At 70.8% G+C, this 15,444-nt stretch carries 9 protein-coding genes; 5 read left to right on the plus strand and 4 right to left on the minus strand.

The window, feature by feature from the left end:
* Positions 1-4 precede the first annotated feature (4 nt).
* Both N788_RS13715 and rpoH read left to right on the plus strand, forming a co-directional pair.
* Positions 5-3,733, plus strand: coding sequence for a DUF11 domain-containing protein (locus N788_RS13715; protein WP_051924288.1), 3,729 nt, complete (start codon positions 5-7; stop codon positions 3,731-3,733).
* 172 nt (positions 3,734-3,905) lie between these two features.
* Positions 3,906-4,781: an RNA polymerase sigma factor RpoH gene (gene rpoH, locus N788_RS02800; protein WP_034220744.1), complete on the plus strand. Its 876-nt coding sequence runs from the start codon at positions 3,906-3,908 to the stop codon at positions 4,779-4,781.
* An 18-nt stretch (positions 4,782-4,799) separates the two neighbouring features.
* Here rpoH and N788_RS02805 read toward each other — a convergent pair whose 3' ends face one another.
* Complete coding sequence (locus N788_RS02805) at positions 4,800-6,122, minus strand: NAD(P)/FAD-dependent oxidoreductase (RefSeq protein WP_051924289.1); 1,323 nt, start codon at positions 6,120-6,122, stop codon at positions 4,800-4,802.
* A gap of 46 nt (positions 6,123-6,168) precedes the next feature.
* Positions 6,169-6,795, minus strand: coding sequence for a response regulator transcription factor (locus N788_RS02810; protein ID WP_034220746.1), 627 nt, complete (start codon positions 6,793-6,795; stop codon positions 6,169-6,171).
* A gap of 114 nt (positions 6,796-6,909) precedes the next feature.
* Here N788_RS02810 and N788_RS02815 point away from each other — a divergent pair, with 114 nt between their 5' ends.
* Complete coding sequence (locus N788_RS02815; protein WP_160171903.1) at positions 6,910-8,532, plus strand: histidine kinase; 1,623 nt, start codon at positions 6,910-6,912, stop codon at positions 8,530-8,532.
* Here the strand turns inward: N788_RS02815 and N788_RS02820 are convergent, their stop codons facing one another.
* A complete protein-coding gene (locus tag N788_RS02820) occupies positions 8,533-10,722 on the minus strand; it encodes a primosomal protein N' (protein WP_034220750.1) in 2,190 nt (729 codons plus the stop codon).
* A 451-nt stretch (positions 10,723-11,173) separates the two neighbouring features.
* On the opposite strand from N788_RS02820, the gene N788_RS13720 reads away from it, so the two are divergent.
* Positions 11,174-12,658 carry a DUF3106 domain-containing protein gene (locus tag N788_RS13720; RefSeq protein WP_051924290.1) on the plus strand — a complete coding sequence of 495 codons (1,485 nt, stop codon included), beginning with the start codon at positions 11,174-11,176 and terminating at the stop codon, positions 12,656-12,658.
* A gap of 27 nt (positions 12,659-12,685) precedes the next feature.
* Here N788_RS13720 and N788_RS02830 read toward each other — a convergent pair whose 3' ends face one another.
* Positions 12,686-13,975 (minus strand): DUF3667 domain-containing protein, encoded by a 1,290-nt coding sequence (locus tag N788_RS02830; protein ID WP_034220751.1) that lies wholly within the window; start codon positions 13,973-13,975, stop codon positions 12,686-12,688.
* A 69-nt stretch (positions 13,976-14,044) separates the two neighbouring features.
* Between N788_RS02830 and N788_RS02835 the strand changes: the two genes are divergently transcribed.
* The gene (locus N788_RS02835) at positions 14,045-15,403 is read left to right on the plus strand and encodes an MATE family efflux transporter (RefSeq protein ID WP_034220753.1); all 1,359 of its coding nucleotides are present in this window, start codon (positions 14,045-14,047) and stop codon (positions 15,401-15,403) included.
* Positions 15,404-15,444 lie beyond the last annotated feature (41 nt).

The raw sequence follows: 15,444 nt of genomic DNA on the forward strand, positions 1-15,444 counted from the left end.
CACCATGCCTGTCGTTAACTCCCGCAAGGCGCCGAGCGCCTGGCTCCTGCTCGCCTGCCTGCTCATGCCCGGCGTGGCCTCGGCGCAGGCGCTGGTCTGCGGCAACCCCGGCAGCAACCCGGCCAGCACGGCCTCGGGCATCGTGAACACCTATTATTCGGGCACGACCGGCACCCTGGCCGCGGGCTCGACGGTGCTTGCCCTGGGCAACCGCGATACCCGGGGTGCCAGCACCACGGTGGCCGTCGGCGACGTCCTGATGTTGATCCAGATGCAGGACGCCACGATCAACACCAGCAACAGCAGCGTTTACGGCTCCGGAACCGGCAACGGTTCGGGCACCACCGGCATCGGTGGCACCGGTCGCTACGAATTCGTGCGGGCCGACGCCGTGGCCGGCAGCAACGTGACGTTTTCGCCTGCGCTCACCTATTCCTACGTCAACGCCGACGCGACCGCCGCCGCCGGCCAGCGGCGCTACCAGATCGTGCGCGTGCCGCAGTTCGCCGACGTCACGCTCAACGGCGTCACTGCCCCGCCCTGGGGCAGAGACGGCACCTCGACCGAAACCGGTGGCGTGGTCGTCGTCGATGCCGCCGGAACCATCACGCTGGGCTCGGCGACCGTCGAGGGCCAGGCCGGGCGTGCGGTGTTTGTTGCCGGCCGGGGCTTCCGCGGCGCTGCCGGCATCGGCGGGTCCGGTCCGGGCACCGACGTCGACTGGCGCGCCCAGGACACCGGTGTTTTCTCCTCTACCACTCACGGCGGCAAGGGCGAGGGCATCGCGGGCACGCCGCGTTTCCTGGCGATCAAGACGAACAATTTCGGCGCGGCGGTGACCAGCGCCAACCTGCTGGTGCTCGATGCCGGCAGCACCGGTTACCCGTTGGGCGATCGCGCCCGCGGAGCGCCCGGTAATGCCGGCGGCGGCGGCACCGAAGGCTCGCCGGCGGCGTTCAGCAATTCGCGCAATGCCGGCGGCGGTGGTGGTGGCAACTATGCCGCAGGTGGCCTGGGCGGACGACCCTGGAACGCACCGCTCAACGACACCGGTGGCCGCGGCGGCGCCGGTTATTCCGGCACGCTCGAGTTCAACCGGGTGTTCCTGGGCGGTGGTGGCGGTTCGGGCGGCACCAACAACAACACGGCCGACGCCGGGACCTACCTAAATGCGGGCATCAGCTGCGCCAGCAGCGCCGCGGCGCGCTGCTCCGCCGGCGGTGCCGGTGGCGGCCTGGTGATCCTGCGGGCCCGGCAGGTCACGGGCAGCGGTGTCATCGATGCCCGGGGTGCCCACGGCTACAACGTGCTCAACGACGCCGCGGGCGGCGGTGGCGGTGGTGGCGCAGTCGTGCTGCAGACCCTGGAAGGCGGCAGCGCCACCGTCAATGTTGCCGGTGGCGACGGTGGCAACGCCTGGGCCGGCAACCAGACGGGCGAGGCCGCCCGCCATGGTCCCGGTGGCGGCGGCGGCGGTGGTTTCATCGCGTTCGCACCCGCGGCCATGTCGCTTTCGGCCAACCTGGCCGGCGGTCGCCCCGGCTACACGACCAACGGCACGACCGACAGCTACGGCGCCTTTGGCCTCAACGGCGGCCTGACCACTTTCCAGTCGCCGAACGTGCCGGGCGTGGCGCCGGGCGCCCAGTGTTACCCCGACCTGCGGCTGGCCAAGTCCAATGGCACCAGCACCCTGACCAATGGCCCGACCACCTACGCCCTGACGGTGTCGAACGTCGGCCAGGCCACGAGCTCGGGCACGGTGACCGTGGTGGACGTGCTGCCTGCGGGCATTTCGGTGCCCGACGGTGCCCTGGCCCTGGGCGGGGCCCAGGCGGCGAACTGGGCTTGCAGCGCCGCCAGCAACGTCATCACCTGCACTTCCGCCACGGCGCTCGCGCCGGCGGCCACCAGCAACTTCAGCTTCGTGGCCACCGTGGCGAGTGCCGACGGCACCAGCCTGATCAACCGCGCCCGGGTGGGTGGCGGCGGCGACCAGGACCAGCCGACCCCGACCCCGGCCAGCACCACGGCCTGCACGGGCAACAACACGCCAGCGGGCTGTGCGGCCGATGCCGACACGGTGCAGGCGCCGCTGCTCACGCTTACCAAATCCGACGGCAGCGACGACGTCGTGCTCGGCGGCTCGAGCACCTACCAGCTGGTGGTCGGCAACACCGGCAGTCTCGCCACGTCCGGCACGATCGGCGTTCGCGACGTGCTCCCGGCGGGCGTGACCTATACCGGTGCTTCGCCCTTCAGCAGCGGCGGTTTCTCCTGCACCTGGACGGCGGGCACCAACAGCATCGACTGCACGCGCGCCACCGCGCTGGCCGCCGGCGCCACCGCCACCATCAGCCTGCCGGCGCAGGTGTCGGCCAGTGCCGCCAGTTCGCTGACCAACCGCTCCCGCGTTGGCGGCGGTGGCGATCCGGGCAAGCCCTCGCTGCCCAGCGTTGCCGACACCCAGGCGTGTCCGGCCCCGACGCCGCCGGCCACCACGTTCAGTGATGCTTCCAATGGCTGCGCATCGGACACCAATGCCGCGCTCAACATCGAACTGCGCCTGGAGAAGGATGACGGCGCGGTCTTCATGTCCATTGATGGCAGCACCACCTACCAGTTCATCGTCCGCAACGTCGGCGCGGCCGACTCGGTGGGCACCCTGCTGTTCCGCGATGTCCTGCCGGCGCCGATGAACTGGCCGGCGGCGCTGGTCAAGGCGGGGCCGAACGCGGCGGCATGGACCTGCACCCGGGTATCGGCCACGGTCGTCTCCTGCCAGTCGAACACGGTCATCCCGGCCGGCGCCGTGAGCCAGTTCAGCCTGGTGGCCAACGTCGGGACGGCCACCGACGGCGCGCAGTACACCAACCGCGCACGCATCGGCGGCGGTGGCGACACCGACCTGCCGTCGAGCCTCAACGATGCCGCCGTCACCGCGTGCACCGCGAACAACTCACCGCTGGGCTGCGCCATCGACCTCAATACGGCCCAGGCGGGCCCCCAGGTCAGGCTGTCCAAGTCCCATCCGGATCCGCAGAATCGCGCCCCCGGTGACACCTTCACGGTCAGCCTGGTCGTGCGCAACGAAGGTGGCACCCCCACCAGTGGCACGATCACGGTGGTGGACGTCCTGCCCAATGGGCTGGGTTTCGTCGGCCCCTTCACCGCGCCCAACAGCAGCTGCAGCAATGCCGGCCAGGTCGTCACCTGCACGTCGAACACGGCGCTCGCCGCGGGCGCCACCCGCACCATCGCGTTCCCGGTGCAGGTGCAGGCCGGCATCGTCGCGCCGGCGGTCAACCGGGCGCAGGTCGGCGGTGGCGGCGATCCCCAGAACTCGGCCGCACCGACGCCGGCTTCCGCCGCGACCTGCGTGATGAACGGCCAGCCGCAGTTTGGCTGCGCCGTCGACCCGATCCCCCTCACCAGCGACCTTCAGGTCACCAAGACCAACAACCAGGTCGGAGTCGTCTCCGGCCAGACCGTGACCTACGTGGTCACGGTCACCAACGCCGGCGCGGTGGCGGTCACCGGGGCCGTGGTGCACGACAGCCCCAGTGGCCAGCTGAACTGCCCCGCGGGCAATCCGGTCACCTGTTCCGGCGCGGCCTGCCCGGGCGGGGCCCTGACGGTCGGCGGCCTGGTGGGCGGCGTGACCCTCGGGACCCTGGGAACCAGTGCGCCCGGCAATGCGGTGTCGTTCACGTTCGACTGCCAGGTGCCCTGAGGCCAGGCCCCCGGAATCGATGCAGGTCATTGATTCCAGGGGGCTTGAAACCGGCCGGGCCAGCACCACATAAGCTTCGGGCCAAGGGGAGCCGTCGTTCCATTCATGGAACGGACAGGGAACTTTATGCCTATTTAGCACTCCAAATGTCCGAGTGCTAAACTCCGGACCCATGAACGAGGATCGCATGACCACGACGGCCTTGATCGCCAACAACCTGCCGGTTCCCAGTGCGCTGGGTTCCCTTGACGCCTACATCGGTGCGGTGAACCGCATCCCGGTGCTGGCCGTCGAGGACGAACAGGCGCTCGCCCGCCGCTATCGTGACGAAGACGACCTGGACGCCGCCAAGGCGCTGGTGATGTCGCACCTGCGCTTCGTGGTGCACGTTGCCCGCGGTTACCAGGGCTACGGCCTGGGCATGGGCGACCTGATCCAGGAAGGCAACATCGGCCTGATGAAGGCGGTCAAGCGCTTCGACCCGGACCAGGGCGTTCGCCTGGTCAGCTTCGCCGTGCACTGGGTGCGCGCCGAGATGCATGAATTCATCCTGCGCAACTGGCGCATCGTCAAGGTCGCCACCACCAAGGCGCAGCGCAAGCTGTTCTTCAACCTGCGCAAGTCGAAGAAGCGCCTGGGCTGGATGAACGCCGAGGAAGTGCGCGCGATCGCCAAGGACCTCAACGTCTCCGAGCGCGAAGTGATGGAGATGGAGTCGCGCCTGTCCGGCCGCGACATCGGCTTCGACGCGCCCGACAACGGTGACGACGAGGGCCCGCCGTCGCCGGTGGCCTACCTGCGCACCGACGTCGACGATCCGGCGATGGCCTACGAGCGTGCTTCGCACGAGGAAGACCAGCTCGACCTGCTGCGTGAAGGCCTGTCCAGCCTGGACCAGCGTTCGCGCGACATCCTCAAGCGGCGTTTCCTGGGCGAGCCCAAGGCCACGCTGCAGGAGCTGGCCGACGAATACGGCGTGTCCGCCGAACGCATCCGCCAGGTCGAAGCCAACGCGCTCAAGAAGATGCGGGCGCTGTTCGCGGCCTGATCCGCGCTGCGACGATGATCACGAAACGGCCCCTCCGGGGCCGTTTTTTTTCGCGTTGCCGCCACCGGCAGGCGGCTTGCCGACGATGATCCGGGCGTGGCGCTGGTAGGTCCAGTACGACCACGCCCAGTTGGTCAGCACGATGATCCGGTTGCGGAAACCGATCAGGAAGAACAGGTGCGCGACCAACCAGAACCACCAGGCCAGCAGGCCCGACAGTTTCAGGCGGCCAAAATGCACCACGGCCGCCATGCGACCGATGGTGGCGAGGTTGCCGTAGTCGCGATAGCGGAACGGCTTGCCCGGCGCCCCGCGCAATCGGTCGCGGATGACGCCGGCGGCGTGCGCGCCCATCTGCTTGGCCGCCGGCGCCACGCCGGGCACGGGTTTGCCGTCCTGGCTGACGCTCGCCAGGTCGCCGACGACGAATACTTCCGGGTGTCCCGGTAGCGACAGGTCGGCCGCGACCTGAACCCGGCCGGCGCGATCGGTGGCCAGGCCCAGCTGGCCACCCAGGGGCGACGCCGCGACGCCCGCGGCCCACAGCACGGTGCGGCTCGCCAGCCGGCTACCCGCGAGCACCACGCCTTCCTCGTCGATGGCCGTGACCGCGTCGCCGGTATGCACCTGCACACCCAGGCGCTGCAACTGCTGGCGCGTTTTTTCGGACAGGTCTTCAGGCATCGAGGCGAGCAAGCGGGGACCGGCCTCCACCAGGTGGATCCGCGCATCGCGCACGTCGGCGTGCCGGAACTCACGGGGCAGGGTGTGGCGAGCGATCTCGGCCAGGGTGCCGGCCAACTCGACGCCGGTGGGCCCGCCGCCGATGACCACGAAGTTCAGCCAGGCCTCGCGCTGCAAGGGGTCGTTTTCGCGCTCGGCGGCTTCGAAGGCGGACAGCACCCGCGAGCGTATCCCCAGGGCGTCCTCCAGGGTCTTGAGCCCGGGTGCATGCGCGGCCCAGTCGTCGTGGCCGAAATACGCGTGGGTGGCTCCGGTGGCCACCAACAGGAAGTCGTAGTCCAGCCCGCCCCCGGCCAGCGCCACCCGGCGGGCCGCGACGTCGATCGAACGCACCTCGTCCATGTACACGGTGGCGTTGCGCTGCCTGCGGAGGATGTGGCGCAGCGGCGCGGCGATATCCGGGGCGGAGAGCCCGGCGGTGGCCACCTGGTAGAGCAGCGGCTGGAACAAATGGTGGTTGGTGCGATCGACAAGGCTGATGCGGACCGGCGCGGTGGCCAGGGCGCGGGTCGCCCACAGGCCGCCAAAACCTCCCCCCAGCACCACGACATGCGGAAGCCGGTTCTTTTCGTGATCGTGGGTCGGGGCGCTGTCCATGGCCCATGTTGGCCGCGTTGGTGGTCGCCGTCGAGCCTGCCTGGCCTCAGTCCGGGTCGACCAGCAGGCCGCGTTCGCGGGCGATGCGGGCGAGTTCGCCGGGGTGGCGCGCGCCCAGTTTTTCCATCAGGTTGGCGCGATGCCGGTACAGCGTCTTGTCGCTGATGCCCAGGGCGGCCGCGACGACCTTGGGCGGCAGGCCGGAAAGCAGGCCGCGCAGGGTTTCGCGTTCGCGCAGGGTCAGCGCCGACGCCTCGTCGTGGCTGCCGGCGCGCGGCGGCGCCAGGTCCGTGCTCAGCGCGCGTTCGCCCTTCATTACCCGGCGCAGGCCTTCTATCAGTTCCTCGGCCGCCACGGCCTTGCTGAAGTATCCCTTGGCGCCACGCTCGAGTGCCCGCACCACCAGGCCTGGATCGTCGTGCATGGACAGCACGACGCAGCGGGTATCGGGGTAGGACTCGTGCAGCTGCAGCAGCAACACCAGGCCGCTGGCTTCGCAGCCCAGGCTCAGGTCCACCAGCGCCAGGTCCGGCGCGTGGTCGCGTACGGCGGCCAGGGCCTCGGTCGGCGTGCCGGCTTCCGCCACGACCTCGAAGCCATCGGCTTCCTCGAGCAGGCGACGGAATCCTTCGCGCACCATGGCGTGGTCGTCGATGAGCAGGATTCGCGGCATTCCTACAGTCTGGCAAAGGCGCCGCGGACAACGGCGAGAAAAATTCCCAACTGTGCTGGCGTTGCGCCGCTAAGCTAGCGGCCGATGCCGAACAGGGGTGCGAAGCGGGACGGGGTGGAAACGGTGCAGGCCTGGGCCTCGACGCGCCCGCGCTACCTGCTGGCCGGTTCCGTCGGGGCCGTGCTGCTGGCGATCGTGTTGCGGGCCGTCGCGGCGCTGGATTTTTACCACTGGGAACTCGGCACCGGGCTGTTGTTCGTCACACTTTGGTGTTTTCCGCTTCGCTGGTGGCCGTGGGCGCTGGTCGCGGCGATGCTGACGCATCCGCACGACGGTGTCGTGCTGGCGCTAGTCGAACCCTTGCTGGTGATGGGCGGCGTGCTGCTGCTGCAATCCTGGGGCGTCAGGCCGGGGGTCCAGGTCAGCCTGCGCCGTATCGGCCACGTGCACCTGGCCGCGCTGCTGGCCGTGGTCGGCATGGCGCTGGCCGAAGTGCTGCTCGCCCTGCGGACGCCAGCGTCGGGCCTTGAGGCCTTGCTCGAGATCGCCGGCCCGGCCCCCTTCGGCAACGGCAGCCTGGCTTCCCTGCTGGGTAACCTGTGGTTGCGGCACCTGTTGAGCGACTTCATCGGCATCCTGATGCTGATGCCCCTGGCCTATTGGGCGACGGCGCCATCACCCCGGCACTCGCCGCCGTCGGTGGCGGTCATGCTGCGCTCGGCCGGCGTGATGGGCCCGGTCGTCGGCGCCTACGTCTGGCTGGGCGCGGTTTTCCCAGGCTCCGAGTTCGCCGAACTGTTCCGGTTGCTGCTGGTCGCGGCCGTCGTCGTGTTCACCCTTTGGCAGGGCTGGCGTGGCGCGGTGGCGGCGATGTGCCTGATCTCGGTCGCGGTCGCCCTGGAAGAAGCCCTGGGCGATCCGCGCATGGGCCCCATCGTCACCCAGACCTATGTCGGGGTCGTCGGCGCCCTGACCCTGCTATTCGGCGCCTCGGTGGACGATTTCCGGCGGCAGGCGGCCGACCTTTCACGTGCCAGGCAGCAGGAACACCGCCTGCTCGACGAGATCCAGGATGCCGCCCTGCGCAACCTGCAGCTCGAAGAAAGCGAGCGCCAGCGCCTGGCCCGCGAACTGCACGACGAATTCGGCCAGAACCTGGCCGCGCTGCAAACGCACCTGAAACTGGCGGCACCCCACCTCAACAGCGCCGGACGGCCCGGCATGGCCGACCTGCTGCTCGAGCTCACCCGCGCCATGCAGCGCAACATCAGCCGGGTGCTGTCCGACCTGCGCCCCGCGGGCCTGGAACAGCTTGGCCTGTTCGGTGCGGTCGACCGCGGCAGCATTCGCCGCCTGGCCCAGGACGCCGGCCTGCAGATGGACGTGCGCCTGGAAGGGGACGCACGGCTGCTGTCGCAGCTCGATGTCACCCATGCCACGGCGATCTATCGCATGGCCCAGGAAGCAGTCACCAACATCGTGCGCCACGCGCAGGCACGGCGCTGCCAGCTCACGTTGCGCATCAGTCGCCGGCGTCGCGCCCTGTGGGTCTTCCTGGACATCCGCGACGACGGCCTGGGGCGCTTGAACCGGCTGCTGCCGGGCAATGGCATCACGGGCATGCGCGACCGCGTGCTGGCGCTCAACGGGGCGCTGTACCTGCACCAGCTTTCGCCTGGCCTGCGCCTGCACCTGATGGTGCGCCAGGAAGACGGCGCCCGCGGCACCGGCCGCTGATCAGTAGAGGTCGGTCGGGTCGACGTCGAGCGACCAGCGCACGCGTCGCGCCGAGCGCAGCGCCCTCAGCGCCGGCAGCCACTCGCGCAGCGCGGCGTGCAGGGCCACGCGCAGGCTCGCGTCCACCAGCAGCTGGCCGCGGGCCTTGCCGGCGCGTCGCGCCATCGGTGCCGGCATCGGGCCATTGGCGCGCACGCCTTCCCGGGCTTCGAACGCGGCATGGGCCTCCTTGAGGAAGCCCTGGACCTCCGCTTCGGTGCCGGCCTCCGCGCGCAGCAGCGCCAGGTGCGCATAGGGCGGGAACGCCGCCGCTTCGCGCTCGGCCAGCTGCAGGGCCGCGACCGCGGGATAGCCGCCGTTGAGCAAGGTTCCCAGCAGCGGGTGGTCGGGGTGGTGGGTCTGCAGCACGACTTCGCCGGGCAGGCGGGCGCGACCGGCGCGGCCGGCGACCTGGATCAGCAGCTGGGCCAGCTTTTCGCCGGCGCGGAAATCGGCGCTGAAAAGACCCTCGTCGACGCCGACCACCGCCACCAGGGTGAGGCGCGGCAGGTCATGGCCCTTGGCCAGGATCTGGGTGCCGACCAGGATGCCGGGGCCGTCGCCGAGCCGGGCCAGGAGTTTCTCCAGGGCGTCGCGCCGCCGCGTCGTTTCGCGGTCCACCCGCACCAGGCAGGCTTCGGGGAAACGCGCGGCCAGGGCCTGTTCCAGGCGTTCGGTGCCGGCGCCCTGCGGCTGCAAGGCCAGGCTGGCGCAGTCCGGGCAGGCATTGGGTGGCGTCGCGCGCGCGCCGCAGTGGTGGCAGATGAGCCGGCGGCCGCCGGCGTGCACGGTCATCGCGGCATCGCAGCGGCTGCAGTGCGCGCTCCAGCCGCAGTCGTGGCAGATCAGCACCGGCGCGTAGCCACGACGGTTCTTGAACACCAGCGCCTGTTCGCCGCGCGCCAGGCAGGCATCCACGGCCTCGAGCAAGGCTTCGGAGAGACCGTCGTGCAGCGGCCGCTTGCGCACGTCGAGCACGCGCACCGCCGGTGGCCGTGCGCCGCCGGCCCGCTCGGTAAGGCGCAGGTGCCGGTAGCGGCCGGAGAGTGCGTTGTGAAGCGATTCGAGCGAGGGGGTGGCGCTGCCCAGCAGCACCGGCACGCCCAGCTTGCTGCCCCGCACCAGGGCCAGGTCGCGGGCGTGGTAGCGCACGCCGTCCTGCTGCTTGTAGGAACCGTCGTGTTCTTCGTCCACCACCAGCAGGCCGGCCTCGGGCAGCGGGCAGAACACCGCCGAACGCGTGCCCACCAGCACCCGTGCCCGGCCACTGGCCATGTCGGCCCAGGCGCGGGCGCGCTCGCCGTCGGCCAGGCCGGAGTGGAACGCCGCCACCGGCACGCCCAGGCGCGCCCGGAAACGCGCCAGCGTCTGCGGGGTGAGGCCGATCTCGGGCACCAGCACCAGGGCCTGCCGTCCGGCCGCCAGGCAGTCGGCGATGGCTTGCAGGTAGACCTCGGTCTTGCCGCTGCCGGTGACGCCTTCGAGCAGGGTGGGCCGGAAGCCGTCACCCGTGCGCAGGGCTTCGATGGCGGCGGCCTGCCCGGGTGTCGGTACAGGCGCTGAGGCCGGGCGCGGACTGGCTTCGGCGTCCATTGCTTGTCGCTGCGCCAGCCCGCGGGCGGCCAGCGCCCGGGCCGCCGCGCGCCAACCCGGTTCGCTGGCGTCGAGCTCGTCCTCGTCGCGGGCGCCTTCGCACAGCGAGAGCAGCAACCGGCGCGGGCGACCCTCGCGGCCCGGCTGCGTCGCGGACGCCTGCCCGGCCGGCGTGGCCGCCCAGCCGTGGCGACGGGTGTCGGGCAGGGGCTGGCCGGCGCGCAGCAGGGCGGGGAGCGCGGTGGCGATGACCTCGCCCAGGGGGGCGTGGTAGTAGCCGGCGACCCAGCGCAGGCTGTCGAACAGCTCGCCGTGCAGCAGCGGCACCTCGTCGAGGCGCTCGTGGGCCGCCTTCAGCGCGGCGGGATCGCCTTCGGCTTCGCCAACGCCAACGACAAGGCCCACCAGGTCTGCACCACCTCGTCCGAAGGGCACCCGCACGCGGCATCCCAGCCACTCAGGGGCCACGGTCGCGCCGGGTGGGGGCAGGTAGTCGAACTCGCGCGGCAGCGGCACCGGCAGGGCGACGCGAAGGATGGCAGGGGGTGGCGCAGGCATCGGCGAAGTCTAGCCTGTGGCTCCTTCCAGGGACCGCCTGTGGCCGCCGCGGGACACTTGCGGCGCAAAGCTGCCGAATGCATCACAAAGGACGGGTAAGCCACTGTTCAGAAAAACGAAACGGCCTTATCCACACAGATTGTGGATAAGTCTGTGGAGGGCGACCCGGGCACGACTGCGCATCCCCGTGCCCACGGCCCCCATGCCGGGTTGGTGATTTTTTAACCACGCTGACATATTCGTTTGTATTCAATGGCTTAAGGCGGACATGAATCCGTAACCCAGCGTCTGCAGGGCGTGAAGGCGTGGATTCACGCTCACCACCTGCCGCTGTGCACAACGTTCCACGCCGGAAGCCGCGCCGGGCTTGGCTGAGCGCGAATTTCCCACAAGTCAACCGCTGTATTGCGGCGACGGCTGGCTAGAATAGGGGGTGATTTCCGACCCCCCGATGCCTGCATCCCCGACCCCTTCCCCGGCCCTCTCGGCCTTCCTGCGCGGCATCGAGCGGCGTGCGTTCGTGTTCGCGCAGGTGCAATCGGGCAACGACGACGAGTCGCTGGCCCTGGTCGGGCGCGCGATGCGGGCGTTCCGGTCGGTTTCCACCGTGACCCCCCTGTCGGGCTGGCCCGCGGGCTTCTGGGCGCTGCTGCTGGCCCAGGGTGGCCTGGCCGCGGGCGAGGCACCCGAACCCGAGCTCTCGCACCTGGGCGCGGGGCCGCGGGCGGCGCTGCTGCTGCGCCTGGTGGGTGGCCTGGACCTGGCCCATGCGGCGCAGGTGCTGGGCGTTTCTGAGCCCACCTACCGGTTCGCCCTGCAGCGCGCCCTGCAGCAGCTCGGCGAGGCGGGCGTCAGTTATGCCGCGCTGGGCCAGCTGCGCGAACGCCTGCATCGTCAGGTCAAGACGCTGCCCGCCCATCACGTCGAGGCCCTCGCCGAACTGCGTGGCCGCATCCTCCGCGACGAAGCCGAACCCCCTGCCGTCGTCGCGGCGCCGTCCTCGCCCTGGCCGCGGCGCCTGGCCTGGGCCGGCCTTGTCCTGCTGGCCTTGGCGTTTGCCGCGACCTGGTGGGAGCCGCCGCCGCCGCTGCTGCCGGGCGGCGTGCAGGACCTGCCCCCGGAAACGCCGGTCGATTCCACCGTGCCGATGCCGGGGGATGCCAGCCAGGTCATCCATCCGGACTATCCCGCGCTGGCCGATCCGGACAGCGAGGCCCTGGCCGTCGACCTGGCCTTCCTGAGCTGGCTGGCGGCCCGTGATGGGTCACCGCCGGAGCCGCAGGCGCAGGCGGCTCAGGCCGCGGACGCGGCGCCCCTCGCCGCGGCGCAGGACCAGCCGGCCTTTCCGTCCCTGGCCGCTGGCGAACGCAGCCTGCTGGCGCCGCTGGCGGGTACGTGGCCGCAGCTCGACCCCAACACCCGTCGCCAGCTGATCGGCCAGGCCCGGCATTGGCTCGCGCTGGACGGCGAGGCGCGCGCCGCCCTGCGCGAACGCCTGGCGCAATGGGATGCCCTGCCTGTCGCCGACCGTGCCGCGCGCCGGGGCCATCTGGCGGCCTGGGGCAATCTCTCGGCGGCGGAGCAAGCCTGGGTGCGCGCAAGCGCGGCCGTTTTCTCCGCCCGGCCCGCGGAAGCACAAGCCGCCGCGCGCGAGGAATTCGAGGCCTTGCCGGCCGAAGCGCGCCAGGCCTGGTGGCTGGGGCCGGCGCTGGGCGAGTGGTTTTCGCCGGTGCAGCCGCTGTTCGCCTACATGCCCGAGGACCAGCGGCCGCCCTTGCTGGCGATGCTGCGGGATCTGTCGCCGCAGGCGCGCGCCGACCTGGCCCTGTTGGCGCGCCGGCTGCCCGCGACCGAGCGCGAACGCCTGCGACGTGAACTGCTGGACGCGCCGGCGGACCAGCGCGAGGCCCTGGTGCACGCGCGCCTGGGCCGCTGACCGCGACCGGCGCGGCGTCCGTCCCGCCTACAGGTAGACCAGGCTGGCCATCAGCGCGAAGGTGGCCCCGATGCCGATCAGCACCAGGTAGCAGCTGCCCAGTATCCAGTACTTGAACAGGGTCATGATCCAGCCCTGGCGGTAGACCCGCTTCTGCATGATCAGCAGGTAGACCGGCATCCAGCACAGCATCGCGACCTCGAGCCAGCCCAGCGGCCGCGACAGCCAGGCCCAGCCCGAGGTCCAGGCCGACAGCGCGTCCAGAATCACCACCAGCAGCAGGCTGCCGCACAGGAAGCTGTGGCTGTGCAGGGCGACGATCAGGTGCTCCATGTACAGGCGCTTCTTGAACAGGTACATGATCTTGAGCAGCACCGCGAACAGCGGCAGCAGGATGAACAGCGTCGTCGGCACCATGGACAGGAAGGCGCTTTGCAGCAGGTTCGGGTCCTTCTTGATGCGCTCGATGTTCCCCTCGGCGCGGCCGACCTGGGCATTGAGCCAGGCGTTGCCGGTAGCGCCCAGCCAGTCGATCTGCAGGGGATTGTCGACCGGGTGCCAGGGCTCGCCGTTGAAGCTGAGCGAGTCCTTTACCTCAACGGGTGCCGCCACCTGGACCGGCTCGCCCGCCGCCGTCGCCTTGTCGATCTCGGCGATGCGGCGTTGGGCCTCCTTGCGCACCGCCTCCGCGGCGACGTCCATGCCGATGTTGACGCCGAAGTCCACGCCCGGGATGCCCGTGCCTTCGGCGCGGGCGGCCGCGAGTTCGGCCAGGGCGTCGTCGCGCAGGCGCTCGACCTCGGCGACGGTCGTGGCCGCCCGCATGCCGGCCACTTGTCGCCCGTCCACGGTGCCGTCGGCGTCGAGCGCCACTTCGTCGGGTGATTCATCCGCCGGCTGCGCTTCGTCGTCCGTTGAGTTGTCGGCGGTTCCGCCCGGCTGCGCCGTCACCCCCACCGGTGGTTCGTTGAACGCGAAGTCGAACCGCAGCTGCGCCGCGAAGAACGCGAACAGGCTCAGGAACACGAACAGCCGGACCGGGCTGACGTAGCGCACCCGGCGGCCTTCGAAATACTCCAGGCTCAGGCTGCCGGGTTTGAAGAGCAGCGGCCCGAGCGTGCGCAGGATGCGCGAATCGAGTTCGAACACCGAGTCCATGAAGTCGCCGATGATCGAGCTGAAGTGCCGCACCAGGCCCTTGGTCGGCTGCCCGCAGGCGTAGCAGTGCTCGCCCAGCAGCACGACGCCGCAGTTGGCGCAGCGGCGTTCGGGCACGGCGGGGGATTCGGGCGGGGGGCTCTGGTTTTCTGCGCTCATCGCGGACTCCGGCGGTGCTGCGGCTAATATAACGGCCCGCCGCCCCACACGGACCCCACGCGGAACCCCATGAGCCGTTCCGAAAGCCGCCTTGCCCGCCTGTTGCGGGAAATGCGGGTGAGCTTCGTGCTCGCCCTGCCCCTGGTGCTGAGCCAGGTGTCCTCGATGGCGATGAACATCGTCGACACGGTGCTGGCCGGCCGCCATGGCCCGGTGACGCTGGCGGCCGTGGGCGTGGGCAGCGCGGTGTGGTCGGTGGTGATCCTGGTCAGCATCGGCGTGCTGATGGCGGTGCCGCCGACGGTGTCGCAGCTCAACGGCGCCGGTCGCCGGGCCGACATCGGGCCGGTGTTCCGGCAGGCGCTTTGGCTGGCCCTGGGCCTGGGCCTGGCACTGATTTTCGTCGTGCGCGGCGGCGCGGTGGCGCTCGAGCCCCTGGGCATCACCGCCGAGGCGCGGCCGGAAGCCGTGGCCTTCCTGCGCGCGATCAGCTGGGGCGCGCCGGGGCTGGCGCTGTTCTTCTGCCTGCGCAACCTGAGCGAAGGCGTGGCCTGGACCCTGCCGTCGATGGTCTTCGGGCTGTTGGGCCTGACGCTGCTGGCGCCGCTGGGCTGGGGTCTGATGTTCGGCGCCGACCTCGGCGCCGCGGGCCTGGGTTACGCGGTGGCGATCGTGCTGTGGTGCCAGGCGGCGGCGATGGCGGTGTACCTGTGGGGGGCGCCACGTTTCGCCGACCTCGGCCTGTTCTCGCGCTTCGACGCACCGAGCTGGCCGCCGATCCGGGCCCTGCTGAAACTGGGCCTGCCGATGGGCGTGTCCGTTTTCATGGAAGGCAGCCTGTTCGTCGCCACCGCGCTGCTGGTGGGCACCCTGGGCACCACCCAGATGGCCGCGCACCAGATCGCGATCCTCATGGCCAGCCTGTGCTTCATGGTGCCGCTGGGCGTGGCGATGGCCACCACGGTGCGCGTCGGCCACGCCGTCGGCGCCGGCGACCTGTCGGGGGTGCGCTGGTCGGCCGCGGCGGGTTTCAGCCTGGCGATGATCGCCCAGACGCTCTCCGCCATCGTGCTGGTGGCCGGTGCGGCCTGGCTGGCGTCGCTGTTCACCACCGATCCGGCAGTGATCGCCCTGGCCAGCCTGCTGATGGCCTATGCCGCGGTGTTCCAGTACCCCGATGGCCTGCAGGCGCTGTCGGCCGGCTCGCTGCGCGGGCTCAAGGACGTGCGGGTTCCGATGGTGATCACGGTGCTGGCGTACTGGGGTTTCGGGCTGCCGCTCGGCGCCTGGCTGGGCCTTTCCCAGGGCCAGGGCGCGCCCGGCCTGTGGACCGGCCTGATCCTGGGGCTCAGCGTCGCGGCCAGCCTGCTGGGCTGGCGATTCTGGCGCCTGGCGCGACGTCCCCTGCCGGCGGTATCCGTGACCTGAGGCTTATGCGCCTTCACGTCGGGCTGGGTATGCTGCCCGCT

This window comes from Arenimonas donghaensis DSM 18148 = HO3-R19, from assembly GCF_000743535.1.
GTDB classification, from domain to species: domain Bacteria; phylum Pseudomonadota; class Gammaproteobacteria; order Xanthomonadales; family Xanthomonadaceae; genus Arenimonas; species Arenimonas donghaensis.